This is a genomic window from Micromonospora sp. U56 (assembly GCF_018070095.1).
Lineage (GTDB): Bacteria > Actinomycetota > Actinomycetes > Mycobacteriales > Micromonosporaceae > Micromonospora > Micromonospora purpureochromogenes.
Genome location: NZ_JAGPYL010000004.1, coordinates 20261 through 44975, shown reverse-complemented (window position 1 = coordinate 44975; position 24715 = coordinate 20261). Strand labels below are relative to the sequence as shown.

The window sequence follows — 24715 nt, the reverse complement described above, 5'->3', positions numbered from 1 at the left end:
GTGGGCAACCACCAGACCCCAACGATCCCGCGCAGATGCAGCAGTTCATGTCGCAGTTGCAGCACTTGCTCTCCGCGTCGGGCAGCGGGCCGGTCAACTGGGACCTGGCCCGGCAGGTGGCCGCCAGCCAGCTCGCCGCCGCAGGCGACCCGGCGGTGTCGCCGTACGAGCGGCACGCGGTGGAGGAGGCGCTGCGCCTCGCCGACCTCTGGCTGGAGCCGGCCTCCGCGCTGCCGTCCGGCATTCGCACCTCCGTGGCGTGGAACCGCAACGAGTGGATCTACAAGACCCTCGACGTCTGGCGCAAGCTCTGCGACCCGGTGGCCAGCCGGATGGTCGGCGCGATGGGCGACCTGGTGCCGCCGGAGGCGCGGGCCCAGCTCGGCCCGATGCAGTCGATGGTGGCGACCCTGGGCGGGGCGCTCTTCGGCGGGCAGCTCGGCCAGGCGCTCGGCTCGCTCGCCGCCGAGGTGCTCTCGGCCGGCGACATCGGCCTGCCGCTGGGCCCGGCCGGCACCGCCGCGCTCGTCCCGGCCAACATCCGGGCGTACGGCGAGGGCTTGGAGCTGCCCGAGGACGAGGTACGCCTCTACGTCGCCCTGCGCGAGGCCGCCCACCAGCGGCTCTTCGAGCACGTCCCGTGGCTGCGCGGGCACGTGCTGACCGCGGTGGAGAACTACGCCTCCGGCATCCGGGTCAACCGGGAGGCGATCGAGGAGGCGATGGGCCGGGTCGACCCGACCGACCCGGAGTCGATGCAGGCCATCGCCCTGGAGGGCATCTTCACGCCGGAGGACACCCCGGCGCAGAAGGCGTCCCTGGCCCGACTGGAGACGGTCCTCGCACTGGTCGAGGGCTGGGTCTGCCACGTGGTCGACAACGCCGCCGGCGAGCGCCTGCCCAACGTGGTCCGCCTCGGCGAGGCGTTCCGCCGCCGCCGGGCCGCCGGCGGGCCGGCCGAGCAGACCTTCGCCGCGCTGGTCGGGCTGGAGCTGCGACCGCGCCGGCTGCGCGAGGCGTCGGCGCTCTGGGCCGCGCTCACCACGCACCGGGGCATCTCCGGCCGGGACGCGGTCTGGGGCCACCCCGACCTGCTCCCCTCCGACGACGACTTCGCCGACCCGGTGGCCTTCGCGACCGCTCAGCTCGACCTCGACGACGAGCTGGCGAACTTCGACTTCACCGCGCCGGGCGGCCCGGAGGAGCAGGCGCCGGGCGGCACCCCGCCCCGCTCCGATGACTCCGGGGACGACACCGACAAGTCCTGATCCGCACCGCACCGGCCGGGCCGCACCCCACGCGCGCCCGGCCGGCGGCATCTGCACGGCAGCCCGGTGGGTCGCCCACCGGCTTCAGGGCGGTCAGCTTCGGCGGGCGGGGCCGGAGAGGAGGGCCCGGGTGGCCTCCCAGCCCTCGACCGCCGGGTTCAGCGCGGCCAGGTCGGCCGGGCCGCGCAGCCGCCGCCAGGCGGGAGTGACGGCCACGTCGCCCGGGGCCGGCGCCGCGCGGCGCACGTCCGCCGGCACCGCCGCGTCGAGGTCCACCGTCGGCAACCATCCGGGTACGGGCAGCCGGGTCGCCACCCCGAGCAGGCCGGGCCCCTCCCCCTCGACCGGGGCGACCGCCACGGGCCGGGTGGTGAGCGGCCGGAGCAGCTTGCCCAGGGTCAGGCCGGGCAGGTCCGGGGCGTCGGCGGCAACCACGGCCGCCTGGTCGTACCCGCTCAGCGCGGCCAGTACGGCGTTCACCGTGGGCTCGGCCACCTCGTGCACGGCGGTACCCGGCCAGATGACGGCGTCGGCGAGCCAGCGGTCCGCCGGGGTGACCGCCACCGCGGTCTCCACCTCGCTGAGCGTGGCGAGCATGTCGACGCTGTCCTCAGCCAGCGCGGTACGCCAGTCCACGGCATCAATTCCCGGCGGCGACCAGGTCACCGGGCCGAGCAACGCCACCACCACACGTCGGGTCACCCTCCGACCCTAACGTCCGGTGTGATCGACTCCGGGTCGCCGCAATGGCGGTATCGGAGGCGCACGGATGCCGCCACGTCGCCGACATGGAGTTGATCATCACGCGGCGGCGGGAGGGGGCCGGTCAGAGCGGTGCGGATCAGCCGGCGACGGGTACGGCGGAGGCGGCGGCGACGCCTTCCAGGTAGCCGCGGGCCCGCTCGGTCTTCGGGTACCGGGCGACGAGCTCCCAGAAACGGGCGTTGTGGCTGGGCACGATGAGGTGCGCCAACTCGTGCAGCAGCACGTAGTCGAGCACCCAGTCCGGCATGTCCTGGAGGCGGTGCGAGATCCGGATGGTCCGGTCGGCCGGGGTGCAGGAACCCCACCGGCCGTTCTGGTTGGTGACCCAGCGGACGCTGGCGGGCAGGGCGTCGCTGCCCTGGTCGGGAAGGTAGAGGTTGATCAGGCGCAGCGCCCGGTCGAGCAGTTCGGTGTCGGAGCGGGCGAGCCGGCCCTCACGGGCGGCGAGCCGGGCGAGCATCCGGTCGACCCACTCGCTCTCCTCGGCCCGGGAGAACTGGTCGGGGATCAGCACCACGACCCGCTCCCCGTCGCGGTAGGCGGACACCGTGCGTCGCCGGCGCTGACTGCGCCGTACCTCGACGACCGGCTTCCGCGCCCCAGCCATCAGTGGGCCGCGCAGCCGTGCATTCCTGCCACGGGGGAAAGCTAATGCGTACTGACCAGGGGTCCGCAAGAGTCAACACCGCGACACGCGCCCGGAAAATGGTGGTTGGTCGCGAGGAGTCCCGAAAAAAACTGTGGATGACCATGTCGGGCCGCCCCGATCACCCTTCGTGGCGGCCGGGGAGGCACTCGGCGCTCGCGTCCCACCCACCGTAGGTGATCACCCTCCGCAGCGCCGCTCGGGCCCCGTGCGGGCGTTTTTGCGGGTCTCCAACCGGCGTGTCCCCGGCAAACTCACTAATCCGGCCCATTCCGGCATGCACACTCTCGACGTCGACTTCCTCACAGTGTCGATGCACAGCTGACATGGATTCGCCCAGATCTGGGTAGGGTCCGCCAACCAGCGGTCACGAAGGTGTCCGCGGAGAAAGACCCAGCGCCTGGGCCCCGCGTGGCCCGCCGCCGGGAGACCCGCCGGGCCGGCTCGCCCGGCGGACGAGACGAGGAGGCTACCGTGGCCGACCAGGCCCAGACCTACAACGGTTACTGCGTCAAGTGCAAGGAGAAGCGGGACTTCGAGGGGCGCGTCGAGGTTTCGAAGACCGGGATGAACATGGCCAAGGGCAAGTGTCCGGTGTGCGGCACAACAGTGAACCGCATCCTGGGCAAGGCCAAGGTCTGACCCGTACGCGTTCTGCGGGGGAGGGGTGGCCGGCGGCCGCCCCTCCCCCGCGTCGTTCCCGGGGGCACGACGGTGTCGGGAGGGCGACAGAGTTACCCGCCGGTTGTGGATATCCCGCCGCTTCCTGTGGACAGCGCTGGACAGAGCGCCGCGCACCTGTGGACAACGATCGACGGACAGCGCGGACTCGGTCACGATCCGTCGTCATGACCCCGTCAACCCGCCCGGCCCACCCGACCCTCTCCCGCCCGCCCCTGCCCCGCCCGACGCTGCTGCCCGGCCTGACCCGGCTCTGGCGCGACCGGCACACCCTGCAACTCGGGCTCGACCCGGGGCGCGCCGTCCTGCTCGAGGTCGCCGACCCGCGCGCCGCGCGCCTGCTCGACCTGCTCGACGGCAGCCGCAGCGAGCGCGGGATCCTGGCCGATGCCGCGGCCGCCCGGATCGGCCCGGACGAGGCCCGCGAACTGCTGGACGCGCTGCGCGCCGCCGGTCTGGTCGTACCCGCGCACACGCTGCTCCCCCGGGACCTGGCCGGCCCGGCGCGCAGCCGCCTCGCCGCGGAGGCCGGGGCGCTCGCGCTGGCCGCGCCCACCCTGCCCGGCACCCCGGCGCAGGTGCTGCGCCGGCGGCGGGCCGCCCGGGTGGTGGTCGCCGGCGCCGGCCGGCTCGGCGGCCCGGTCGCCGTCGCGTTGGCGCAGGCCGGAGTGGGTCACGTGGCACCCGAGCTCGCCGGCACGGTCGGCCCCGCCGACCTGGTCGGCACCGGGCTGGCCGGGTCCGACGTGGGACGCCCGCTGGCCGCCGCGCTCCGCTCGGCGATCGGCCGGACCGCCCCCGGCACACAGACCCGCCCGTTGCGCCGCGGTCGGGTGGAACTGGTGGTCCACCTCGGCGCCGACCGGCCGGCCGCCCTGCTCGCCGCCGGGTACGCCCAGCGTCGCCAGCCGCACCTGCTGCTCGGCCTGCGCGAGGGCGTACCCGTGGTCGGGCCGCTGGTGCGACCGCCGGTCGGTCCCTGCCTGCACTGCCTGGACCTGCACCGGGCCGACCGGGACCCGGGCTGGCCCGGGCTCGCCGCCCAGCTCGCGGCGGACGCTCGGCACGTCACCGGTGCCCAGCCGGACGTCGAGCTGCGCGGCGAGGGCGTCCAGCACCCGGCCGTCGGTCATCGCGGCGGTGTTCAGCACCGCCTCGAAGGTGCGCAGCCGGCCCTCCCAGTCCAGGAAGCTGCCGGCCTTCTCGACCACCGGGGCGACCGGGAAGACCACGTCCGCCCGGCGGGCCACCGCCGAGTTGCGCAGCTCCAGGCTGACCAGGAACGGCACCGCGTCCAGGGCCTGCTCGGCCAGGCGCGGGTCGGCCAGGTCGGCCGGGTCCACGCCGGCCACCACCAGGGCGCCGAGCTGGCCGTTGGCGGCCGCCGCGAGGATCTGGTCGGTGTCCCGCCCGGCCTGGCTGGGGATCACCCCGGCCGGGATGTCCCAGGTCTCGCCGAGCTCGGCGCGGGCGGCCGGCTCGGTGACCGGACGCCCACCGGGCAGCAGGTTGGGCAGGCAGCCCGCGTCGACCGCGCCGCGGTCACCCGCGCGCCGCGGCACCCAGGCCAGCTTCGCCCCGGTACGCCGGGCCACGTCCGCCGCGGCGGAGAGCGCGCCCGGCACGGTGGCCAGCCGCTCGCCGACGAAGAGGATGGCGCCCTCGGCGCTGAGCGCCTCGGCCACCGTGTCGTGCTCGGCAAGCACGCTCGCCTCCTCGCCCGGCACCACCCGGGCCAGCTTGGCGCCGAGCTTCTCCAGGCCACGGGTGGCGAACGGGGCGATCGCGTAGACCGTCAGCCTCTTCTTCAGGTACGCCTTGCGCAGCCGCAGGAAGAGGATCGGGCACTCCTCCTCCGGCTCCAGGCCGACCAGCACCACCGCGGGCGCCTTCTCCACGTCGGCGTAGGTCACCTCGGTGGCCCCGGCGACGGTGCTGGCCAGGAAGTCGGCCTCCTCACGGGAGACCGGCCGGGCCCGGAAGTCGATGTCGTTCGTCTGCAGCGCGACCCGGGCGAACTTCGCGTACGCGTAGGCGTCCTCGACGGTCAGCCGGCCGCCGGTCAGCACCGCGGTGCCCCGGCCGGAGTCCCGGGCGTCGCGCAGCCCCTCGGCGGCCCGGGTCAGCGCCTCGCTCCAGGAGGCCTCGCGCAGCTCACCGGTGCGCTCGTCGCGGACCAGCGGGGTGCTGAGCCGGTCGAAGGCGCGGGTGTACTGGAAGCCCCACCGGCCCTTGTCGCAGTTCCACTCCTCGTTCACCGCCGGGTCGTCGCCGGCCAGCCGGCGCAGCACCTTGCCCCGCCGCCAGTCGGTGCGCTGGGCGCAGCCGGCCGAGCAGTGCTCGCAGACGCTCGGGCTGGAGACCAGGTCGAACGGGCGGGCCCGGAATCGGTACTGCGCGCCGGTCAGCGCGCCCACCGGGCAGATCTGCACGGTGTTGCCGGAGAAGTAGGAGTTGAACGGCACGTCGCCGCTGTCGTCCCCGGACTCCACGCCGTACGCGTCGTCCCGGTAGATGTTGATCTCCTCCGCGGACGACCGGCCCATCAGGTCGATGAACTTGTCGCCGGCGATCTCCTCGGAGAACCGGGTGCAGCGCTGGCAGAGCACGCAGCGCTCGCGGTCGAGCAGCACCTGGGTGCTGATCGGCATCGGCTTCTCGTACTCCCGCTTGTGCTCGTGGAACCGGGAGTCGGTGCGGCCGGTGGACATGGCCTGGTTCTGCAGCGGGCACTCGCCGCCCTTGTCACACATCGGGCAGTCGAGGGGGTGGTTGAGCAGCAGCAGCTCCATGACCCCCTCCTGCGCCTTCTTGGCGACCGGCGAGGTGAGCTGGGTGCGTACCACCATGCCGTCGGCGACGGTCTGGGTGCAGGAGGCGACCGGCTTGCGCTGCCCCTCCACCTCGACCAGGCACTGCCGGCAGGCGCCGGCCGGGGCCAGCAGCGGGTGGTCGCAGAAGCGCGGGATCTCGGTGCCCAACTGCTCGGCGACCCGGATCAGCAGCGCTCCCTTGGGGGCGGTGACCTCGACGCCGTCGATGGTGAGCGTGACGGTGTCGGGGGCCTTTACGACGTCAGTCATCAGTGCGCTCCCACCAACTGCTTGTCCGACAGCTTCGGCGCGGTACGTCCCTCGATGTAGTCGAGGTAGTCCTGCTTGAAGTACTTCAGCGACGAGGTCACCGAGCTGGTCGCACCGTCACCGAGGCCGCAGAACGAACGGCCCAGGATGTTGTCGCAGGTGTCGAGCAGGGTGTCCAGGTCCTCGTGGGTGCCCTGACCGGCGAGGATCCGCCGGTAGACCCGGACCATCCAGTAGTTGCCCTCGCGGCACGGGGTGCACTTGCCGCACGACTCGTGGTGGTAGAACTCCAGCCACCGGTAGGTCGCGTAGACCGGGCAGTCCTGGTCGGAGAAGATCTGGGTGGCCGTGGTGCCCAGGATCGAGCCGGCCGCCGCCACCCCCTCGAAGTCCAGCGGCACGTCCAGGTGCTCGGCGGTCAGCAGCGGCGTCGACGAGCCGCCCGGCGTCCAGAACCGCAGGTTGTGCCCGGGCTGCATGCCGCCGGCCAGTTCGATCAGCTCGCGCAGGGTGATCCCCATCGAGCACTCGAACTGGCCCGGGTTGGCGATCCGACCGGAGAGCGAGTAGATCATCGGGCCGGAGGACTTCTCCGTGCCCATGGTCTTCCACCAGTCCGCGCCGCCCAGCACGATGTACGGCACGCTGGCGATGGTGCCGACGTTGTTGACCACGGTCGGGCTGGCGTACAGGCCGTGGGTCGCCGGGAACGGCGGGCGCAGCCGGGGCTGGCCCCGGAAGCCCTCCAGCGAGTCCAGCAGCGCGGTCTCCTCACCGCAGATGTACGCCCCCGCGCCGGAGTGCACCACCAGGTCGAGGTCGAAGCCGCTGCCCTGGATGTTGCGCCCGAGGTAGCCCTTGGCGTACGCCTCCTGCACGGCGTTGCGCAGCCGGCGCGCGGCGTGCACCGCCTCGCCCCGGATGTAGATGTAGGCCCGGTTGGCCCGGATCGCGTACGACGCGATGATCACGCCTTCGACCAGCGAGTGCGGGTCGTGCGTCATCAGCGGCAGGTCCTTGCAGGTGCCCGGCTCGCCCTCGTCGGCGTTGACCACGAGGTAGTGCGGCTTGCCGTCGCCCTGCGGGATGAACCCCCACTTGAGACCGGCGGGGAAGCCGGCGCCGCCACGACCGCGCAGGCCCGAGTCCTTGATCAGCTGGATCAGGTCGTCCGGGTGCGCCTTGAGCGCCTTGCGCAGCGCCGCGTAGCCGTCGAGCTTCTCGTAGGTGCCGATCCGCCAGGCGTCCGGCGACAGCCAGCGCTTGGTGAGCACCGGCGTGAGCTTGGCCAGCGTCTCCGGCCGAGGCGTGGTCACTTCTGGCCCCCCGTTTCGCTCGCGACGGCGGGGCCGGCGTTGGCTCCCGCCTCCGCATCCTTGAGGTTGCGCTGCTGCGCACCGGCCTCGTCGCCGGCGGGCTTGCCGTCGCCGGCCGGCGGGTTGGCCGCCACGCCGGCGGCCTGCGCCTCCTGCGCGTCGCGCGGCGCCGGGGCGGTGTTGTCCGTCGGGACCTTGGTGCCCGGGGCGTCCGGCACGGCGGTCTGCGCGTCGGGCTGCCGGGTCTCGGCGGTACGCACCTGCGGCGACTTGTCGTCCGGCGCCTTCACGTCCGGGGCGGTGCTGCCGCCGGCCGCGGCGGCGGGAGCCGGCTCGCCGGCGCCGGCGTTGCCGGGCGTACCCGGCTTGGCGCCGTTGCCGCTCGCGGGCGGGGCCTTGGCCGGCTCAGCCTTGGCGGCTTCGGCGGCCTTCGCCTGCGCGGCGGCCTTGTCGGCCTCGGCCTTGCTCCGGATCGGGGTGTTCGGGTCGAAGCCGGGCACCGAGATGCCGTGCTGCTCGGCCAGGCGCAGACCGCGCAGGGTCGGCTCGCCCGCCCCGCCGTCGGCGACCGCGCCCTCGCGCTCGTCGGCGAAACCGGCGAGCTGCACCGCCATCTCCTTGAGCGTGCAGAGCCGGGCGCCCCGGGTCGGCATCGGCCGGCCACCGGCGCGCAGCTCCTCGACCACCCCGAGCGCGCCCTGCAGGTCGACGCCGTCGAAGAAGTCGTAGTTGACGGTCATCACCGGGCCGTAGTCGCAGGCCGCGAGACACTCGGCGTGCTCCAGGGTGATCTTGCCGTCGGCGGTGGTCTCGTCGTGCCCGACGCCCAGGTGCTCGGCGAGGGTGTCGTAGACCTCCTGGCCGCCGAGCACGTTGCACATGGTGTTGGTGCAGACGCTGACCAGGAAGTCGCCGGTCGGCTTGCGCTTGTACATGGTGTAGAAGGTCGCCACGGCGCCGACCTGGGCCTTGTTCAGCCCGAGCACCTCGGCGCAGAACTCGACGCCGGCCGGGGAGACATAGCCCTCCTCGGACTGCACCAGGTGCAGCAGCGGCAGCAGCGCCGACCGGGACCGGTCGGCCGGGTACCGGGCGATGATCTCCCGCGCCCGCTCCCGGGTCTGCTCAGTGAAAGTCGTCATCGGTCACATCCACCCATCACGGGGTCCAGCGAGGCGCCACCGGCGATCACGTCGGCGATCAGGCCGCCCTCGGCCATCGCCGGGAGAGCCTGCAGGTTGACGAAGCTCGGCTCCCGGTAGTGCACCCGGTAGGGCCGGGTGCCACCGTCGGAGACCGCGTGCACGCCCAGCTCGCCGCGGGGCGACTCGATGCCGACGTACACCTGGCCCGGAGGAACCCGGAAGCCCTCGGTGACCAGCTTGAAGTGGTGGATCAGCGACTCCATCGACTGACCCATGATCTTGGCGACGTGCTCCAGCGAGTTGCCCATGCCGTCCACGCCGATGGCCAGCTGCGCCGGCCAGGCGATCTTGCGGTCGGCGACCATCACCGGGCCCGGCTTCAACCGGTCCAGCGCCTGCTCGACCAGCTTCAGCGACTCGCGGATCTCGGCGAGCCGGACCTGGTAGCGACCCCAGACGTCGCCGTCGGGGTGGGTCGGGACGTCGAACTCGTACGTCTCGTACCCGCAGTACGGCATGGTCTTGCGCAGGTCCCAGGCCAGGCCGGCGGAGCGGAGCACCGGGCCGGTCACGCCGAGCGCGACGCAGCCGGTCACGTCGAGGACCGCGACGCCCTTGGTCCGCTCGGTCCAGATCGGCTGGCCGGAGAGGAGGTCCTCGTACTCCTTGAGCTTCTTCGGCATCATCTTCAGGAAGTCGCGGATCTTGGCGATCGCCGCGTCCGGCACGTCCTGCGCGACGCCGCCCGGCCGGACGTACGCGTGGTTCATCCGCAGGCCGGTGATGGTCTCGAAGATGTCGAGGATGTACTCCCGCTCGCGGAAGCCGTAGAGCATGATCGAGATCGCACCCAGCTCCATGCCGGTGGTGGCCAGCCAGACCAGGTGCGAGGAGATCCGGTTGAGCTCCATCATCAGGACCCGGATGGTGGTGGCCCGCTCGGTGATCTGCTCCTCGATGCCCAGCAGCTTCTCCACCGCCAGGCTGTACGCCGTCTCGTTGAACAGCGGGGCAAGGTAGTCCATCCGGGTCACGAAGGTCGAGCCCTGAACCCAGTTGCGGTATTCGAGGTTCTTCTCGATGCCGGTGTGCAGGTAGCCGACGACCGAGCGGGCCTCGCGGACCGTCTCGCCCTCCAGCTCCAGGATCAGCCGGAGCACGCCGTGCGTCGACGGGTGCTGCGGACCCATGTTGACGACGATCCGCTCGTCGTTGATCGGGTCGGTGCTGGCGACGACCTGGTCCCAGTCCCCACCGGTGACGGTGAAGACCCTGCCCTCGGTGGTCTCGCGCTCGGTCGCGTAGTTGGACGTGGTCACTGGTAGGACCTCCTACGGTCCGGCGGTGGAATTTCCGCGCCCTTGTACTCGACGGGCACGCCGCCGAGCGGGTAGTCCTTGCGCTGCGGGTACCCCTCCCAGTCGTCCGGCATCAGGATCCGGGTGAGGTTGGGGTGACCGTCGAAGACGATGCCGAACATGTCGTACGCCTCCCGCTCCTGCCAGTCGGCGGTCGGGTAGACGGCGGTGACGCTCGGCAGGTGCGGCTGCTCGGCGGAGACCGCGGCCTCCAGCCGGACCCGACGCCGGTAGGTCATCGAGGTGAGCTGGTAGACGACGTGCAGCCGCCGGTCCTCGGCACCCAGGTAGTCCACACCGGAGACCGAGGAGCACAGCTCGAAGCGCAGCGCCAGGTCGTCCCGCATCACCTGGCAGACCTCGGCGATCCGCTCCGGGCGGACGTGCAGGGTCAGCTCGCCGCGGTCGACGACGACCTTCTCGATCGCGTCGCCGAAGGCCGGGTACGCCTCCTCCAGCGCGTCGCGGACCTCGTCGAAGTACCCGCCGTACGGCCGGGGGGCCTCCTCGATCGGCCGGCGCTGGCGGACCAGGCCGCCGTAGCCGGAGACGTCACCGCTGCCCTGGTTGCCGAACATGCCTCGGCCGGCCGGGCTGGACGGCGGGTGCTCGGCGGGGGCGCCGCTGCTGGCCCCCGCCGGGGTGACCGGTACCGGCACCCCGCCGTCGTTGGTCCTGTCGTTCGGTGCGGTCACTTCGGGCCCCCGTGCGCGTGGAGGTGGTTCTGGGCGTTCATCCAGTTCTCGATCCGCAGCTGCTCCTCGCGCCCCTCGCGGACGGCCTTCGTCCACTCGGCACGCCGGGCCTTGTCGTTGCGGTACGAGGACGGCATCGAGCCGTACGGCACGACCGGGACGTCGCCGCGCTCCTGGCGGGCCTGGAGCATCTTGCGGCCGTTCGCGCCCAGCGGCTCGTACATGATCTTCTCGCGGAGCTTGAGGATCGCGTCGATGAGCATCTCGGGCCGGGGCGGGCAGCCGGGGAGGTACATGTCCACCGGCACCACGTGGTCGACGCCCTGGACGATCGCGTAGTTGTTGAACATGCCGCCGCTGCTGGCGCAGACGCCCATGGAGAGCACCCAGCGGGGCTCCGCCATCTGGTCGTAGATCTGGCGCAGGACCGGAGCCATCTTCTGGCTCACCCGGCCGGCCACGATCATCAGGTCGGCCTGACGCGGCGAGGCCCGGAAGACCTCCATGCCCCAGCGGCCCATGTCGTAGTGCGGGCCACCGGCCGCCATCATCTCGATGGCGCAGCAGGCCAGGCCGAAGGTGGCGCCCCAGACGGACGACTTCCGCGACCAGTTGACCAGCTTCTCCACGGAGGTGAGCAGGACGCCGGCGGGGAGCTTCTCCTCGATGCCCATCTGACGTACCTCCCTCAGTCCCAGTCCAGGCCGCCGCGCCGCCACACGTAGGCGTATGCGACGAAGACCGCGACGATGAACATGACCATCTCCACGAAGCCGAAGATCGGCAGGGCGTCGAACGAGACCGCCCAGGGGTAGAGGAAGATGATCTCGATGTCGAAGACGATGAAGAGCATCGCCGTCAGGTAGAACTTGATCGGGAACCGACCGCCGCCGACCGGCTGCGGGCTCGGCTCAATGCCGCACTCGTACGCCTCGAGCTTGGCCTTGTTGAAGCGCCGGGGACCGGCGAAGCGGGCGGCGGCCACGGAGAACAGCGAGAACCCCGCGGCGAGGGCGAACAGCCCGATGATCGGTGCGTAAGGCGAGAGCGACATCTTTTCTCCTGCTCGTCCTTCCCCTGCCCCTGGTGCTTGACAAAAATCACACTATTCACGTCCCGCGCCGGGTCCTCCAGCGGGGGTCGATCTCTCTCCCCGCCCGGGCCGACACCGGCCCGGACGTGGTCCTTCAGACGGCTGGCGCCGCCTTCGTCATCGCGTTGATGACCCGGTCCATCGCGTCCCCGCCACGGGGGTCGGTCAGGTTGGCCAGCAGCTTGAGCACGAAGCGCATCAGCGTCGGGTGCGGCATGCCGTGCTTGGTGGCCATCCGCATGACCTCCGGACGGCCGATCAGCTTCACGAAGATCCCGCCGAGCCGGTAGTAGCCGCCGAACCGCGCCTTCAGCTCCGTCGGGTACGCCGCCAGCGCGCGCTCCCGCTCCGGGCCGGCGGGCCGGGCCAGCGCCTGCACCATCACCTCGGCGGCCAGTTCACCGGACTCCATCGCGTACGCGATGCCCTCGCCGTTGAACGGGTTGACCATGCCGCCGGAGTCGCCGACCAGCAGCACGCCCCGGGTGTAGTGCGGAACCCGGTTGAAGCCCATCGGCAGCGCCGCGCCGAGGATCGGGCCCTCGGCGTTCGTCTCGTCGGTCATCCCCCAGTCCTCGGGGGTGTTGGCCAGCCAGTCGGTGAGCAGCCGCCGGTAGTTGGTCTTGCCGAAGGCCGAGGAAGAGTTGAGCACGCCCAGGCCGACGTTGACCCGGCCGTCGCCGAGGCCGAAGATCCAGCCGTAGCCGGGCAGCAGGTTGTCGCCGCTGTCCTTGCTGCGCAGCTCCAGCCAGGACTCCAGGTAGTTGTCGTCGTGCTTGGCCGGCGAGCGGTAGTAGCGCCGGACGGCCACGCCGATCGGCCGGTCCTCCCGCTTGGCCAGCCCGAGGGCGAGCGGGAAGCGGCCGGAGACGCCGTCGGCGGCGACCACCAGCGGCGCGTGGAAGGTGGCCAGCTCCTTCTCCGGGCCGACCTCGGCCTGCACGCCGATCACCCGGTCGTCGGCGCCGAGCACCGGACCGACCACGTTCACGCTGGTGCGCAGCTTGGCGCCGGCGGCGACCGCGCGCTGGGCGAGCAGGTCGTCGAAGTCCAGCCGGGTGCGGACCAGCCCGTAGTTGGGGAAGCTCGCCAGGTCGGGCCAGTCCAGTTCGAGGCGTACTCCGCCGCCGATGACCCGGAGGCCCTTGTTGTGCAGCCAACCCGCCTCGGGTGAGGTGTCCACACCCATCCGGACGAGCTGCCGGACGGCGCGCGGGGTGAGCCCGTCGCCGCAGACCTTCTCCCGAGGGAACTCGGTCTTCTCCAGCAGCAGCACACGCACGCCGTGCCGCGCCAGGTGGTACGCGGTCGCCGATCCTCCGGGACCGGCGCCCACGACGATCACGTCGGCGTCGTTCTCCACCGCGGTCATCTGCGCCTCCTCCCGCATGCTCGTGAAATGCTTCACAAGCCGATCGGGTTGGAGTCTATGGCCGGCGTTACACCACCGCCGGATGAGGGGTACCTAACTCGCCGGAAATCAGCCGTTCGGCGTCCATGCCGAGGTCAGGGGCGGGCCGGCGCGGCGGTGTCCAGGCCGGCGTCGACCCGGATCGTCTCGGGCAGGTGCTCGCGCAGCGCCCCGCCGGCGGCGCGGTCCAGCGCGGCGAGCACCTCGGCGACGACCTGACGGACGTCCGCGGGATCCGCGCCGGCCAGCTCCTTGAGCTGGGCGATGAGTTCGGCGGCGTCGTCGTCGGTGGCCCCACCCACCTGCTCTGGTCCCGTCATGGGGGCGAGCCTACGGGGCATAGTGGACCAAAGGCGGATATTCACGAAAGAAGGCGGTCTGACCGGATCGCCGCCGGGCCGGCGTCGTCAGTCGCGGATCGCCCGGTGCAGCGCCACCACGCCGCCGGTCAGGTTGCGCCAGGCCACCCGTCCCCAGCCGGCCGCGCCGACCCGGGCGGCGAGCGCCGCCTGGTCGGGCCAGGCCCGAATCGACTCCGCCAGGTAGACGTACGCGTCGGGATTGCTGGACACCGCGCGCGCCACCGCCGGCAGCGACCGCATCAGGTACGACAGGTAGACAGTGCGGAAGGCGGGGTTGACCGGCGTGCTGAACTCGCAGACCACCAGGCGACCACCCGGCTTCGTCACCCGGGCCAGCTCGCGCAGCGCCGCGTCGGTGTCGTTGACGTTGCGCAGCGCGAAGGAGATGGTCACCGCGTCGAAGCTGGCGTCGGCGAAGGGCAGCTTCAGCGCGTCGCCGGCCAGCAGCGGCACCTGCGGCCGGGTCCGCTTGCCGGCGTGCAGCATCCCCAGCGACAGGTCGGCGCCGATCGCGTACGCCCCGGACTGGGCCAGTTCCTCGGTCGAGACCCCGGTGCCCGCGCCCACGTCCAGCACCCGCTCCCCCGGTCGCAGGTCGAGCGCGGCCCGGGTGGCCCGCCGCCAGGACCGGTCCTGCCCGAAGGAGAGGACGGTGTTGGTCAGGTCGTAGCGGGCCGCCACGCCGTCGAACATCGCGGCGACCTCGTGCGGCTGCTTGTCCAGGCTGGCGCGCTGGCCCTGCGGGGTACGGCTCACCCCTCCACTCTGCCAGCCCGGCTCCGCCCGGCGGCCGCTGGGTCGGCCCGCCGGCGGGCACGCGAAAGGGCGGGGTGGTCGCCCACCCCGCCCTCGCGTCGTGGCGTCGGATCAGTCCTCGGACTTCTCGTCGCCCGGGGTCACCAGCACCACCTTGCGCCGGCGGGAGAGCACCAGCAGTGCCCCGCCCGCGAGCAGCACGGCAGCGCCGATGCCACCGATCAGGCCGACCTGCACGCCGGTCACCGGCAGGCCGCCGTCACCGCCACCGGTGCCGCCGCCCGAGGTCGGGGTCGTGGTCGGCTGGCCGCTCGGCGTGGCGGTGGGCTGGCCGGTCGGGCTCGGGCTCGGCGACGGCCCGGTGCTCAGGTCGACGAAGACGTCGAACTGGGCGGTGTTGTCCAGGTCGTCGGTCTCGGTGAACGCCCGGCGCTGGCCGAGGCTGGCGACCTGCGGCTCCTCCTCGGGCTGTCCCTCGGCGGCGTCGAGACCGGCGGCGAAGACGAAGCCCGGCCGGAGCACCTTCTCGGTGACGTCCGCGCCGACCTTCACCCGTACGTCGGAGGTGTAGAACTGGCCCGGCCGCAGCACCGCGCCGGCGTCCTCGCAGTACGCCTGGGCGAGCCCGCCCAGCTCCTGCTCGACGCAGCCCTCGGGCACCTCGGCGAAGGTGACGCCGGCCGGCAGCGTGATGCCGTACGCGACGCCGGTCGCCTTCCGGCTGCCGTCGTTGTAGATCGCCCAGTCCAGCGGGGCGATGTCGCCGGGCTTGACCGGCCTGAGGCCGGACTCGCCGGCCTCGTCGCCGTCGACCGCCACGTCGGCGTACACGTCCTGCACCCAGCTGGTGAGGTCGTAGCCGGGTCGGGCGACGGTGATGTCGTGCTCGACGGTGTTGTTCTCCAGGTCGGGGTCGGCGGTGGCCGCGCTGATGGTTACCGTCAGCGTGCCGGCGTCACCGCGCCCGCCCGTGGAGAAGAGCGGGATGCCGAAGTCCTCAGTGGTGCCGGCGGTCAGGTCGCCGAGCAGGCAGGTGAAGCGGGTGTCGTCGACCTCGCAGCCGTCCGGGACGACCACGCCGACCTTGCCGGCCTTGAGGCCCTTGGTCTCGACGGTGACCGCGACGTCCTTGGCGTCGACGGAGCCGCGCGTGTTGTCGACCTGGAACTTGAACGGCTTGGCCTTGGCCTCCTTGACGCCCTTGGCCAACTCCTTGCTGATCGGGATCAGCTCGAGGTCCGCCTGGTCGGCGGCGTGCGCCGGGGCGGCGACGGTGGCGAGACCACCGGCGGCGAGCAGGGCGACGGCACCGGCGCGCGCCAGGGCCGAGCGGTGGAACAGTGTCATCGATCCCCCGGGGTTAGGGACAGTGGAATGGGTTGCGGACCGAGCGGACGGTATCGGAGATCGACGGACGTACGCCAGCGTCGCCCCGCGATTCGCGGCCATCGGTGCCCGTCCGGACGAAACAGTGGGGGCGGGATGGTCACCCATCCCGCCCCCACTGCCGTGCGTTATATGTGAACGGCCCTCATGGGCCGATGGAGGACGTGCCCCCGGGCTGCCCGCTTCCCGCCGCCCGGAATCCCGGGAAACAGCAGGTGCGCCGGCCGGGACGTTAGCGGTCGCCGACGGGCGTCGCCATAGCTACGCGCCGATCGTTTCCGAGCTGTGCCCCACCCGCTACCAGGCGATTGTCCGGATAATCGGGTCTTGTACCGGATGTTTGCCGGGAACAGTCCCCCGAACGGTGGCCCTGAGTGTTCTTCCGACCGCCGCTGCCGGACCTCCGGTCGATCACCGGGAGGCCCGGCCGGTGACGCGACGTGGGGTGGGACGATCGCCCGTCCCACCCCACGTCCACCACTGCCGGCCCGTCGGGGCCAACTCCACCGTCAGGCGGTCGGCTTCTCGTCGCCCGGGATCACCAGGACCACCCGGCGACGCCGCGCCATCACGAACATCGCCCCACCCGCGGCCAGCACCGCCACGCCGATGCCACCGATCAGACCGGCCTGCGGACCGGTCACCGGCAGACCACCGCCGCCGCCACCACCGGTGGTCTTGGCCACGACGACCGCGAAGTCGTCGCTGTTGTCGGTCGCGTCGACGTCCTTGGCCTGGACACCGGCGATGTTCTTCGGCAGCGCCGGGGCCGCCTCCTTGGCGATGCTCGGCGTGGTGGCAGCGGCCAGCGGCTCCACGGTGACGGTACCGCCGGTCAGGCTGCCGGGCTTGACGTTCTCACCGACGGTGATGAGGTTGAAGAAGCCGTAGCCGGAGAAGAGCTTGTCGTTCGCGTTCGTGTCGTCCTTGGCCGGGATCAGGCCGAAGTTCTCGTAGTTGCAGACGAGCGAGGTCTTCGAGGCGTTGTACTCGCAGTCCTCCTCGACCTCGGTGAACGTCACGCCCTTGGGGAGCTTGACGCTGATCTTGAGGCCGGCGGCCGCGGCGTCGCCGTGGTTCTCGATCCGGTAGTAGACACCGGACTTGCCGCCCGGGTTCAGCGCACCGCTGAACTTGATGTTGCCGTTCACGACGGTGGCCGCCTGGTCAACGTCCGGCGCGAAGACGGCGAGGTCCGGGCCGGTGCCCTCGACCTTGACGTCCACGGTGACCTCGTTGTTGGACTCGTCCGGGTCCTCACCGTCGTGCAGGATGAACGCCGTGATCGAGCCGGCCGGGCCGGTTCCGGTGCCGCCTTCGCCGCCCCCGTCACCGGGGAGGCCCTCCAGCGTGCGGGACAGCGGGAAGGCCCAGTCGATGTCCGCGCCGGCGGGGATGGTGTCACCCTCGATGCCACAGAGGATGATGCCGTCCTCGCGACGGTTGCAGCCACTCTCGTCGATGTCGACGAGCTTGGTGTCCAGCTTGCTGATGTCGAGCCCGACCAGGATGCCCTTGGCGTCCACGTCGCTCTTGTTGATCAGCGAGACGGTCGCGTTCTTGCCCGGCGCGCCCACCGCGATCGTGGTGCCGCTCGCCTTGATCGCCAGGTCGGCGGAGGTGGCGGCGAACGCCGGGGCCGCGAAGGCGCCCGCGGCGATCACGCCGGCGGCACCCGAGGCCGCGAACGCGGCCGCACGGTTACGGAAGATCATGGAAAGTGCCCCCCCGTGGGGTGAAGGAAAGGTACGAGCGCGCACGCTAGTGGGGCACGCCGACCGTCGCCACCCCCCCACGCCGAACCTTTGTCACCTGCCTGGCTAAGAGTCACTTAAGGATTGTCCGAATTGATGGCTCTTGCTATGCCGGCGAGAGTCGGTTCATCAGCCGAAAGGTGACGCGGATTTCGATCTTTGTCAGCGAACCACTGCCCGTTCGGATGATCAGCGGTGCAACGTCGCTGCTCACGGCCTGTCGACCGGGCGTCCACCCGGGGCGATGACGGGCCAATCCGGACCGGAACGACGGTGGGGCGGGACGGTCACCCGTCCCACACCACGTCCGCTGGCCTCGTCGCGGCCGGTCGACCCACTCCCGCCGGTCAGGCGGTCGGCTTCTCGTCGCCCGGGGTCACCAGGACCACCCGGCGACGACGCGCCAGCACGAACAGCGCGCCACCTGCGGCCAGCACCGCGGCACCGACGCCACCGATCAGGCCGGCCTGCGGGCCGGTCACCGGCAGGCCACCGCCGCCACCTTCGCCGCCGGCCGGCGCGGCCACGATCACGGCGAAGTTGTCGCTGTTGTCGCTCGGGTCCACGTCCTGGGCCAGCCCGGCCGGCGCGGTCGTGGTGAGGAACGAGGCCAGCTCGCTGGGGGTGTTGGCCAGGCTCCGCTCGGTGGCCGGCAGGGCGCCCCGGGAGCTGACCTCGACGGCGCCGCCGGTCAGGCTGACCGGAGCATCGACGTCGGCCGCCACCTTCACCGGGAAGACGCCGTACAGGTCGCCGCCCGGCTTGAGCCGGGTGAGGCCGCTCTCGCAGTCGGCGGTACGCCGGTCGGCGGTGTACTCGCACTCCTTGAGGTCCTGGCTGAAGGTGACGCCCTTGGGCAGGGACATCTTCAGGTCGACCCCGTCGGCGATCATGTCGCCCTGGTTGAGGATGAGCGCGAAGACGGTCGTCTCGTCGCCCGGGTTCAGGGTCGGCTTCTTCACGTCCGGCTCGCCGTTGGCCCGCCAGAAGACCTGGGTACGGACGTCCGGCGCCAGCACCAGCAGGTCGACGCCGTTCTCGGTGGTGAACTCCACCTGGGTGGTCCGGGAGTTGTTCGCGGTGTCGGTGTCGTTCTCCGACTGGATCTGGAAGGTGACGGGCGCCGAGTACTCGCCAGTCACCGCGTCGGTGTCCTTGAACGCGAGCGCCGGCAGCTCGAGGGTCGCACCCGGCGTCGGGATCTCCTCCTTGGTCAGCGCGCACGCCCACGTGCGCCGTCCCTCGACGGTGATTTCCTCGCACTGTTCGAGCAGCGGTATGACGTCCACCTTGGTGGAGTCCAGCTTGGACACATCGACGGCGAGCACGACGTCGGTCGGGGTGTTCTCGCCCTTGTTGGAGAGCTTGGCGAAGGCGATCTTGCCCGGGGTGCCCGCCGCGACGCGGGTGCCCACGACGTCCAGCGACAGGTCGGTGGCCGGGTTGTCGGCGTACGCCGGGGCGCCGAGGACGGTGAACGCGCCGGAGGCGAGCAGCGCGGCGGCGCCCAGCCGCGCCAACGGCCGGTTACGGAGGATCATGGAAGGGTTCCCCCCGTGGGAAAAGACGACAGGTACGCCGCAGGCTAGCGGCGGATCATCCGCCGCGCTGTCCCCCGCGCCGTCCGGTCACCATCCCGACTGCCGCCGCTCCCCGCTTCCCTGACCGGCGTCTTCCGGGCCCCGGTGTTGTCGGCTCCGGTCGCCGCCCGTCAGCGGGCGTCGACCAGCGGCAGCGACTTCCCGGCGCCGCCACCGGGCATGGCGATCGAGGAGAAGTGCGAGACCACCCGCTCGTCGGTCGGGTCGTCGGCCGGGGTGTGGTGCACCGCGAGGCGGCGGTAGAGGGTGTCCCGCTGGGCGGGGATCCGGCCCGCCGAGCGGATCATGGCGATCAGCTCGTGCAGGTTGGAGCGGTGCCGCGCGCCGGCCGAGGAGATGACGTTCTCCTCCAGCATGATCGAGCCCAGGTCGTCCACGCCCATGTGCAGCGAGAGCTGGCCGACGTCCTTGCCGGTGGTCAGCCAGGACGCCTGCAGGTGCGGCACGGTCTCGAAGAAGAGCCGGGCCACCGCGACCAGCCGCAGGTACTCCAGCGCGGTCGCCTGGGTGCGGCCCTTGAGGTGGTTGTTCTCCGGCTGGTACGTCCACGGGATGAACGCCCGGAAGCCCTGGGTGCGGTCCTGCACGTCACGGATCATCCGCAGGTGCTCGATCCGCTCGGCGTTGGTCTCGCCGGTGCCCATCATCATCGTCGCGGTCGACTCGATGCCCTGGCGGTGGGCCAGCTCCATGACCTCCAGCCAGCGCGCGCCGGACTCCTTGAGCGGGGCGATGGCCTTACGCGGCCGGTCGGGCAGCATCTCGGCGCCGGCGCCGGCGATCGAGTCCAGCCCGGCCGCCTTGATCCGGGCGATGGCCTCGTCCAGGCTCACGCCGGAGACCTTGGCCATGTGCAGGATCTCGCTCGGCCCGATCGAGTGGATGGCGAGCTGCGGGTACGCCTGCTTGACCGAGGAGAAGAGCTCCTCGTAGTACTCGACGCCGTAGTCGGGGTGGTGGCCGCCCTGGAGCATCACCTGGGTGGCGCCCAGCTCGACCGCCTCGCCGCACCGGCGCAGGATCTCCTCGGTCGGGTGGGTCCAGCCCTCCTTGTGCTTGGGGGCCCGGTAGAACGCGCAGAACTTGCACGCCGTCACGCAGACGTTGGTGTAGTTGATGTTGCGGTCGATCAGGTACGTGACGATGTTGTCCGGGTAGCGCCGGCGGCGTACCGCGTCCGCCGCCTCGCCCAGCGCGTGGAAGGGCGCCTCGGTGTAGAGCAGCAGGGCCTCCTCGGGCGTGATCCGCCCGCCGTCCGCGCCGCGCTGCAGGATGTCGTCGATCTCCCGGCTCACCGTCACGCCTCCGAGCCTACGTCGGCCCCCGGCGGCACCGCACCGGGCACCGCCACCGGTGACCCGCGCCCCACGAGCGGAGAACCGGCCGGCCCGCCGGGCTCACCGGCGTTCCCACAGCGTGTAACGGAAGGTGAGGACGCGCGTCATCGATTGTTTACCGGGCGGGAACCGGCAGCCGTCAGGCGTCGTAGTCGACCGTGAGCCGGTCGGTGGTCGGGCTGGACTGGCAGGTCAGGACGTACCCGGCGGCCACCTCGTCGGGCTCCAGGGCGTAGTTGCGGGCCATCGTCACCGCCCCGTCGACGACCTTCGCCTTACAGGTGGAGCAGACGCCGCCCTTGCAGGCGTACGGCAGCTCGCCGCGGACCTTGAGCGCCGCGTCCAGCACCCGCTCGTCGCGCCCCATGGTGAAGCTCGACGACCGGCCGTCGAGCAGGATCGTCACCTCCGCTCCGGCGCCGGGTTCGTCACCGGGGCGGCGTACCGGCTCCGGCGGGGCGTCGACGTGGAACAGCTCGCTGTGCACCGCCGACTCCGGCAAGCCGCGCCCGGTCAGCAGCTCCCGGGCCGCCACCACCATGCCGTACGGGCCGCAGAGGAACCACTCCTCGATGGCGTCGCCCGGCACGATGGTCTCCAGCAGCCGGCCCAGCCGCTCGGCGTCGATCCGCCCCGACAGCAGCGGCGACTCGCCCTGCTCCCGGGAGAGCACGTGCACCAGGTGCAGCCGGGTCGGGTAGCGGTCCTTCAGGTCGGCCAGTTCCTCGGCGAACATCACCGTGTTGGCCGTGCGGTTGCCGTACACCAGGGTGAAGGTGCTGGCCGGCTCGACGGCCAGGGCGGTCGCGACCAGCGAGAGCACCGGGGTGATGCCGGAACCGGCGACGACCGCGCCGTAGTGCCGGACCCGCTCCGGCGCGAACGCCGTGGTGAAGTGCCCCAGCGGGGGCAGCACCTCGACGGTGTCGCCGCCGCGCAGCGCCCCGCAGGCGAACGCGGAGAACGCGCCGCCGGGGATCTCCCGCACGCCGATCCGCAGCCGGCCGTGCCGGGCCAGCTCGTCCGGGGTCGAGCAGATCGAGTACGACCGCCGCACCTCCGCGCCGTCCTCGCCGGCAGAGCCGGTGGGCCCGGCTCCGCCGGGACGACGCACGGTGAGGTGCTGGCCGGCGGAGAACCCGAAGGCCTCCCGCAGCTCCTCGGGCACGGCGAGAGTGATCGCCACGGCGTCGTCGGTGAGCCGGTCGACGGCGGCGACGGCCAGCGGGTGGAAGGCCGGCCGGCGGCGGACGGGTCGGGTGATGGTGACAGTCACAGCGCCTTCAGGTGGTCGAAGGGTTCGGAGCAGGCGCGGCAGCGCCAGAGGGCCTTGCACGCGGTGGAGCCGAAGCGGCTGACCTGCTCGGTCTCCGGGGAACCGCAGCGCGGGCAGCGGACGGCCAGGGTCAGCGGGACCACGGTCGCGGTCCGGGCCGGGGCGGGCGGGGCGATGCCGGCGGCGGCCAGCTTGGCCCGCCCGCTGTCGGAGATCCAGTCGGTGCTCCAGGCCGGGCTGTAGACCGTGCGCACCTCGGCGTCCGGGTGACCGGTGGCGGCCAGCGCCCGGCGGATGTCCGCGCGGATCACGTCCATCGCCGGGCAGCCGGTGTAGGTGGGGGTGATGGTCACGACGACCCGGCCGGTGGCCGGGTCCTCGTCGACCGCCCGCAGGATGCCGAGCTCGTCGATGGTGATGACCCGGATCTCCGGGTCCACCACCGCCGCCACGGCCGCCCGCGCACTCACCATTTCGCCCCCGGGTGCGCGCGGTGCAGCACCTGCATCTCGGCGAGCAGGTACGACAGGTGCTCGGTGTGCACACCGGCGCGCCCGCCGGCCGGCGCCCAGCCGGTCTCCGGGCGGGCCAGCGTCGCCTCGTCGAGCACGGCGGACACGCACGTGTCGAAGTCGGCCCGCAGGGTGGCCGGGTCGACCGGCACCGCCGGGTCCGCCGTGAACAGCTCGTGGTGGTACGGCCAGAGAAGGTCCAGCGCGGCCTGGGCCCGGCGGTGCGACTCCTCGGTGCCGTCGCCGAGCCGCTTCACCCACAGCGAGCTGTGGTCCAGGTGGTAGGCGGACTCCTTGCGCGCCTTGGCGCCGATCGCGGCCAGCCGCTCGTCGGCGCAGCCGGCCAGCGCGGTGTAGAGCGGCAACTGGTACGCCGAGAGCAGCAGCAGCTTCACCATGGTCACCGCGAAGTCGCCGTTGGGCAGCTCCACCAGCAGGCAGTTGCGGAACTCGCGGTCGTCGCGCAGGTACGCCAGCGCGTCCTCGTCCCGGCCGGCGCCCTCCAGCTCGCCCGCGTACGACAGCAGCAGGCGGGCCGCGCCGAGCTGGTCGAGGGCGATGTTGGCCAGCGCGATGTCCTCCTCCATCTCCGGCGCGCGGGTGGCCCACTCGCCGAGCCGCTGCGCGGCGACCAGCGCGTCGTCGGCGAGCGCGAGGGTGAAGTCGAAGGGGCCGTTCACAGGTGCGCCACCCCGTCCGGCACCTCGTAGAAGGTGGGGTGGCGGTAGACCTTGTCGGCGGCCGGGTCGAAGAAGGCGTCCTTCTCGTCCGGGCTGGACGCGGTGATGGCGCTCGCCGGCACCACCCAGATCGACACCCCCTCCTGACGGCGGGTGTAGAGGTCGCGGGCGTTGTGCAGGGCCAGCTCGGCGTCGGGGGCGTGCAGGCTGCCGACGTGGGTGTGCGACAGCCCGCGCCGGGCCCGGACGAACACCTCCCACAGCGGCGAGGATTCCTTGCTCATGCGGCCACCTTCTGCCTCTGCTGCGCCCGCTTGGCGGCGTACGCCGCAGCGGCCTCACGTACCCAGGCGCCCTCGGTGTGGGCGCGGCGGCGGTGTTCCATCCGCTGCCGGTTGCACGGGCCCTCGCCCTTGATCACCCGCATCAGCTCGTCGTAGTCCGGCTGGGTGTAGTCGTAGGCCTGGCGCTCGTCGTTCCAGCGCAGGTCGGGGTCGGGCAGGGTGAGGCCGAGGATCTCGGCCTGCTGCACGCACATGTCGACGAAGCGCTGGCGCAGCTCGTCGTTGGAGAAGCGCTTGATCTTCCAGGCCATCGACTGCGCGGAGTGGGTCGAGTCGCCGTCCGGCGGGCCGAACATCGCCAGCGACGGGTACCACCAGCGGTCGACGGCGTCCTGGGCCATCGCCTTCTGCCCGGGGGTGCCGTGCGCCAGCGTGTGCAGGATCTCGTAGCCCTGCCGCTGGTGGAACGACTCCTCCTTGCAGACCCGGATCATCGCCCGCGCGTACGGCCCGTACGAGCAGCGGCACAGCGGCACCTGGTTGACGATCGCGGCGCCGTCCACCAGCCAGCCGATGGCGCCGACGTCGGCCCAGGTCAGCGTCGGGTAGTTGAAGATCGAGCTGTACTTCTGCCGCCCGTTGAGCAGCATCTCGACCAGTTCGTCCCGGCTGATGCCGAGGGTCTCGGCCGCCGCGTAGAGGTAGAGCCCGTGGCCGGCCTCGTCCTGCACCTTGGCCAGCAGGATCGCCTTGCGCTTGAGCGAGGGGGCCCGGCTGATCCAGTTCCCCTCGGGCTGCATGCCGATGATCTCGGAGTGGGCGTGCTGGGCGATCTGCCGGATCAGCGTCCGGCGGTACGCCTCGGGCATCCAGTCGCGCGGCTCGATCTTCTGGTCCGCGTCGATGACCTCGGCGAAGTACGCCGCCAGGTCGGCACCGGGCTCCGGGGTACCGCGCCGACCGCGCGCCGCCGCCTCGCGCAGCGCCGCCTCGGCCGCCTCGACCTGACCGAGCAGGTCACCACCGGGAGCGTCCCCCTCGGCGGCGAAGTCATTGCCATACATGGCCCAAGTGTTACAGCTCATCCCCGATGACACCAGAGGGTGTAACAGGATTGCGAGAAGCCTTTGCGTCACCGGACAGCCGCGCTGGGTGGACACCCGCACCGGCCCCGTGCTGTGATACGCGTCACTTGGCGAAGATGAATCCCCCCAAGGCCGGCAAACCTGCTGTTTATCCCGGGTTCACGGCAAGTTGCCGTGCGTCGAGTTCTGGCGGGTCGCCCGTCCGGACGTAGACTTCCCCC

22 protein-coding genes and 2 pseudogenes are annotated in these 24715 nt (G+C 72.0%); 3 read left to right on the top strand and 21 right to left on the bottom strand.

Features of this window, described 5'->3' with window-relative positions; translation table 11 throughout:
* Positions 1 to 35: 35 nt before the first annotated feature.
* Positions 36 to 1268, top strand: coding sequence for a zinc-dependent metalloprotease (locus tag KBX37_RS03405; protein ID WP_210774455.1), 1233 nt, complete (start codon positions 36 to 38; stop codon positions 1266 to 1268).
* Positions 1269 to 1361: 93 nt separating this feature from the next.
* On the opposite strand, the gene KBX37_RS03400 is transcribed toward KBX37_RS03405, so the two are convergent.
* Together KBX37_RS03400 and KBX37_RS03395 are read right to left on the bottom strand one after the other, a co-directional pair.
* Positions 1362 to 1970, bottom strand: coding sequence for a hypothetical protein (locus tag KBX37_RS03400; protein ID WP_210774454.1), 609 nt, complete (start codon positions 1968 to 1970; stop codon positions 1362 to 1364).
* Positions 1971 to 2109: 139 nt separating this feature from the next.
* Positions 2110 to 2640, bottom strand: coding sequence for a M48 family metallopeptidase (locus KBX37_RS03395; protein ID WP_088960451.1), 531 nt, complete (start codon positions 2638 to 2640; stop codon positions 2110 to 2112).
* Between the two features lie 513 nt (positions 2641 to 3153).
* Between KBX37_RS03395 and KBX37_RS03390 the strand changes: the two genes are divergently transcribed.
* Entirely contained in the window at positions 3154 to 3321 is a 168-nt protein-coding gene (locus tag KBX37_RS03390; protein ID WP_012014940.1) for a DUF5679 domain-containing protein, read from the top strand.
* A 206-nt stretch (positions 3322 to 3527) separates the two neighbouring features.
* Positions 3528 to 4412 (top strand): annotated as a pseudogene (locus tag KBX37_RS03385) (hypothetical protein); the annotation flags it as partial.
* Here KBX37_RS03385 and KBX37_RS03380 read toward each other — a convergent pair.
* The 19 genes and pseudogenes from KBX37_RS03380 to paaA form a co-directional block, all read right to left on the bottom strand.
* Positions 4338 to 6443: pseudogene (locus KBX37_RS03380) on the bottom strand (NADH-quinone oxidoreductase subunit G); the annotation flags it as partial. The pseudogenes KBX37_RS03385 and KBX37_RS03380 overlap by 75 nt on opposite strands.
* Positions 6443 to 7759, bottom strand: a complete 1317-nt coding sequence (gene nuoF / locus KBX37_RS03375) for an NADH-quinone oxidoreductase subunit NuoF (RefSeq protein WP_210774453.1) — start codon at positions 7757 to 7759, stop codon at positions 6443 to 6445. The pseudogene KBX37_RS03380 and the gene nuoF, both read right to left, overlap by 1 nt.
* Complete coding sequence (gene nuoE, locus KBX37_RS03370; RefSeq protein WP_210774452.1) at positions 7756 to 8901, bottom strand: NADH-quinone oxidoreductase subunit NuoE; 1146 nt, start codon at positions 8899 to 8901, stop codon at positions 7756 to 7758. The genes nuoF and nuoE overlap by 4 nt, the downstream gene beginning before the upstream one ends.
* Positions 8898 to 10223 (bottom strand): NADH-quinone oxidoreductase subunit D, encoded by a 1326-nt coding sequence (locus KBX37_RS03365; RefSeq protein WP_210774451.1) that lies wholly within the window; start codon positions 10221 to 10223, stop codon positions 8898 to 8900. Before KBX37_RS03365 ends, nuoE begins: the two co-directional genes overlap by 4 nt.
* Complete coding sequence (locus KBX37_RS03360) at positions 10220 to 10957, bottom strand: NADH-quinone oxidoreductase subunit C (RefSeq protein WP_210774450.1); 738 nt, start codon at positions 10955 to 10957, stop codon at positions 10220 to 10222. The genes KBX37_RS03365 and KBX37_RS03360 overlap by 4 nt, the downstream gene beginning before the upstream one ends.
* Positions 10954 to 11631, bottom strand: a complete 678-nt coding sequence (locus KBX37_RS03355; RefSeq protein WP_088959278.1) for an NADH-quinone oxidoreductase subunit B family protein — start codon at positions 11629 to 11631, stop codon at positions 10954 to 10956. The genes KBX37_RS03360 and KBX37_RS03355 overlap by 4 nt, the downstream gene beginning before the upstream one ends.
* A gap of 14 nt (positions 11632 to 11645) precedes the next feature.
* The gene (locus KBX37_RS03350) at positions 11646 to 12011 is read right to left on the bottom strand and encodes an NADH-quinone oxidoreductase subunit A (RefSeq protein ID WP_088959279.1); all 366 of its coding nucleotides are present in this window, start codon (positions 12009 to 12011) and stop codon (positions 11646 to 11648) included.
* Positions 12012 to 12144: 133 nt separating this feature from the next.
* Positions 12145 to 13422 (bottom strand): geranylgeranyl reductase family protein, encoded by a 1278-nt coding sequence (locus tag KBX37_RS03345; RefSeq protein WP_210774449.1) that lies wholly within the window; start codon positions 13420 to 13422, stop codon positions 12145 to 12147.
* Between the two features lie 134 nt (positions 13423 to 13556).
* Positions 13557 to 13781 carry a hypothetical protein gene (locus KBX37_RS03340; RefSeq protein WP_088959280.1) on the bottom strand — a complete coding sequence of 75 codons (225 nt, stop codon included), beginning with the start codon at positions 13779 to 13781 and terminating at the stop codon, positions 13557 to 13559.
* An 87-nt stretch (positions 13782 to 13868) separates the two neighbouring features.
* On the bottom strand, positions 13869 to 14579 hold the full coding sequence (locus tag KBX37_RS03335) for a demethylmenaquinone methyltransferase (protein WP_210774448.1): 711 nt from the start codon (positions 14577 to 14579) through the stop codon (positions 13869 to 13871).
* A 111-nt stretch (positions 14580 to 14690) separates the two neighbouring features.
* Positions 14691 to 15926 carry a cell wall anchor protein gene (locus tag KBX37_RS03330; RefSeq protein WP_210774447.1) on the bottom strand — a complete coding sequence of 412 codons (1236 nt, stop codon included), beginning with the start codon at positions 15924 to 15926 and terminating at the stop codon, positions 14691 to 14693.
* A 548-nt stretch (positions 15927 to 16474) separates the two neighbouring features.
* On the bottom strand, positions 16475 to 17680 hold the full coding sequence (locus KBX37_RS03325; protein ID WP_210774446.1) for a hypothetical protein: 1206 nt from the start codon (positions 17678 to 17680) through the stop codon (positions 16475 to 16477).
* Between the two features lie 386 nt (positions 17681 to 18066).
* Positions 18067 to 19260, bottom strand: a complete 1194-nt coding sequence (locus KBX37_RS03320; protein ID WP_210774445.1) for a hypothetical protein — start codon at positions 19258 to 19260, stop codon at positions 18067 to 18069.
* 170 nt (positions 19261 to 19430) lie between these two features.
* The gene (mqnC, locus tag KBX37_RS03315; RefSeq protein ID WP_210774444.1) at positions 19431 to 20621 is read right to left on the bottom strand and encodes a cyclic dehypoxanthinyl futalosine synthase; all 1191 of its coding nucleotides are present in this window, start codon (positions 20619 to 20621) and stop codon (positions 19431 to 19433) included.
* 175 nt (positions 20622 to 20796) lie between these two features.
* The gene (gene paaE / locus KBX37_RS03310; protein WP_210774443.1) at positions 20797 to 21933 is read right to left on the bottom strand and encodes a 1,2-phenylacetyl-CoA epoxidase subunit PaaE; all 1137 of its coding nucleotides are present in this window, start codon (positions 21931 to 21933) and stop codon (positions 20797 to 20799) included.
* On the bottom strand, positions 21930 to 22406 hold the full coding sequence (paaD, locus tag KBX37_RS03305) for a 1,2-phenylacetyl-CoA epoxidase subunit PaaD (RefSeq protein ID WP_210774442.1): 477 nt from the start codon (positions 22404 to 22406) through the stop codon (positions 21930 to 21932). Before paaD ends, paaE begins: the two co-directional genes overlap by 4 nt.
* Positions 22400 to 23125: a 1,2-phenylacetyl-CoA epoxidase subunit PaaC gene (gene paaC / locus KBX37_RS03300; RefSeq protein WP_210774441.1), complete on the bottom strand. Its 726-nt coding sequence runs from the start codon at positions 23123 to 23125 to the stop codon at positions 22400 to 22402. Before paaC ends, paaD begins: the two co-directional genes overlap by 7 nt.
* Positions 23122 to 23409: a 1,2-phenylacetyl-CoA epoxidase subunit PaaB gene (gene paaB, locus KBX37_RS03295; protein ID WP_210774440.1), complete on the bottom strand. Its 288-nt coding sequence runs from the start codon at positions 23407 to 23409 to the stop codon at positions 23122 to 23124. The genes paaC and paaB overlap by 4 nt, the downstream gene beginning before the upstream one ends.
* Complete coding sequence (gene paaA / locus KBX37_RS03290; protein ID WP_210774439.1) at positions 23406 to 24473, bottom strand: 1,2-phenylacetyl-CoA epoxidase subunit PaaA; 1068 nt, start codon at positions 24471 to 24473, stop codon at positions 23406 to 23408. Before paaA ends, paaB begins: the two co-directional genes overlap by 4 nt.
* Positions 24474 to 24715 lie beyond the last annotated feature (242 nt).

Excerpts from the sequence above, each read along its gene's own strand:
- KBX37_RS03405 (WP_210774455.1), top strand. The coding sequence starts at position 36 with ATGCAGCAGTTCATGTCGCAGTTGCAGCACTTGCTCTCCGCGTCGGGC.
- KBX37_RS03395 (WP_088960451.1), bottom strand. The coding sequence starts at position 2,640 with ATGGCTGGGGCGCGGAAGCCGGTCGTCGAGGTACGGCGCAGTCAGCGC.
- nuoE (WP_210774452.1), bottom strand. The coding sequence starts at position 8,901 with ATGACGACTTTCACTGAGCAGACCCGGGAGCGGGCGCGGGAGATCATC.
- KBX37_RS03355 (WP_088959278.1), bottom strand. The coding sequence starts at position 11,631 with ATGGGCATCGAGGAGAAGCTCCCCGCCGGCGTCCTGCTCACCTCCGTG.
- KBX37_RS03350 (WP_088959279.1), bottom strand. The coding sequence starts at position 12,011 with ATGTCGCTCTCGCCTTACGCACCGATCATCGGGCTGTTCGCCCTCGCC.
- KBX37_RS03345 (WP_210774449.1), bottom strand. The coding sequence starts at position 13,422 with ATGACCGCGGTGGAGAACGACGCCGACGTGATCGTCGTGGGCGCCGGT.
- KBX37_RS03340 (WP_088959280.1), bottom strand. The coding sequence starts at position 13,781 with ATGACGGGACCAGAGCAGGTGGGTGGGGCCACCGACGACGACGCCGCC.
- KBX37_RS03330 (WP_210774447.1), bottom strand. The coding sequence starts at position 15,926 with ATGACACTGTTCCACCGCTCGGCCCTGGCGCGCGCCGGTGCCGTCGCC.
- KBX37_RS03325 (WP_210774446.1), bottom strand. The coding sequence starts at position 17,680 with ATGATCTTCCGTAACCGTGCGGCCGCGTTCGCGGCCTCGGGTGCCGCC.
- KBX37_RS03320 (WP_210774445.1), bottom strand. The coding sequence starts at position 19,260 with ATGATCCTCCGTAACCGGCCGTTGGCGCGGCTGGGCGCCGCCGCGCTG.
- paaD (WP_210774442.1), bottom strand. The coding sequence starts at position 22,406 with ATGGTGAGTGCGCGGGCGGCCGTGGCGGCGGTGGTGGACCCGGAGATC.
- paaB (WP_210774440.1), bottom strand. The coding sequence starts at position 23,409 with ATGAGCAAGGAATCCTCGCCGCTGTGGGAGGTGTTCGTCCGGGCCCGG.
- paaA (WP_210774439.1), bottom strand. The coding sequence starts at position 24,473 with ATGTATGGCAATGACTTCGCCGCCGAGGGGGACGCTCCCGGTGGTGAC.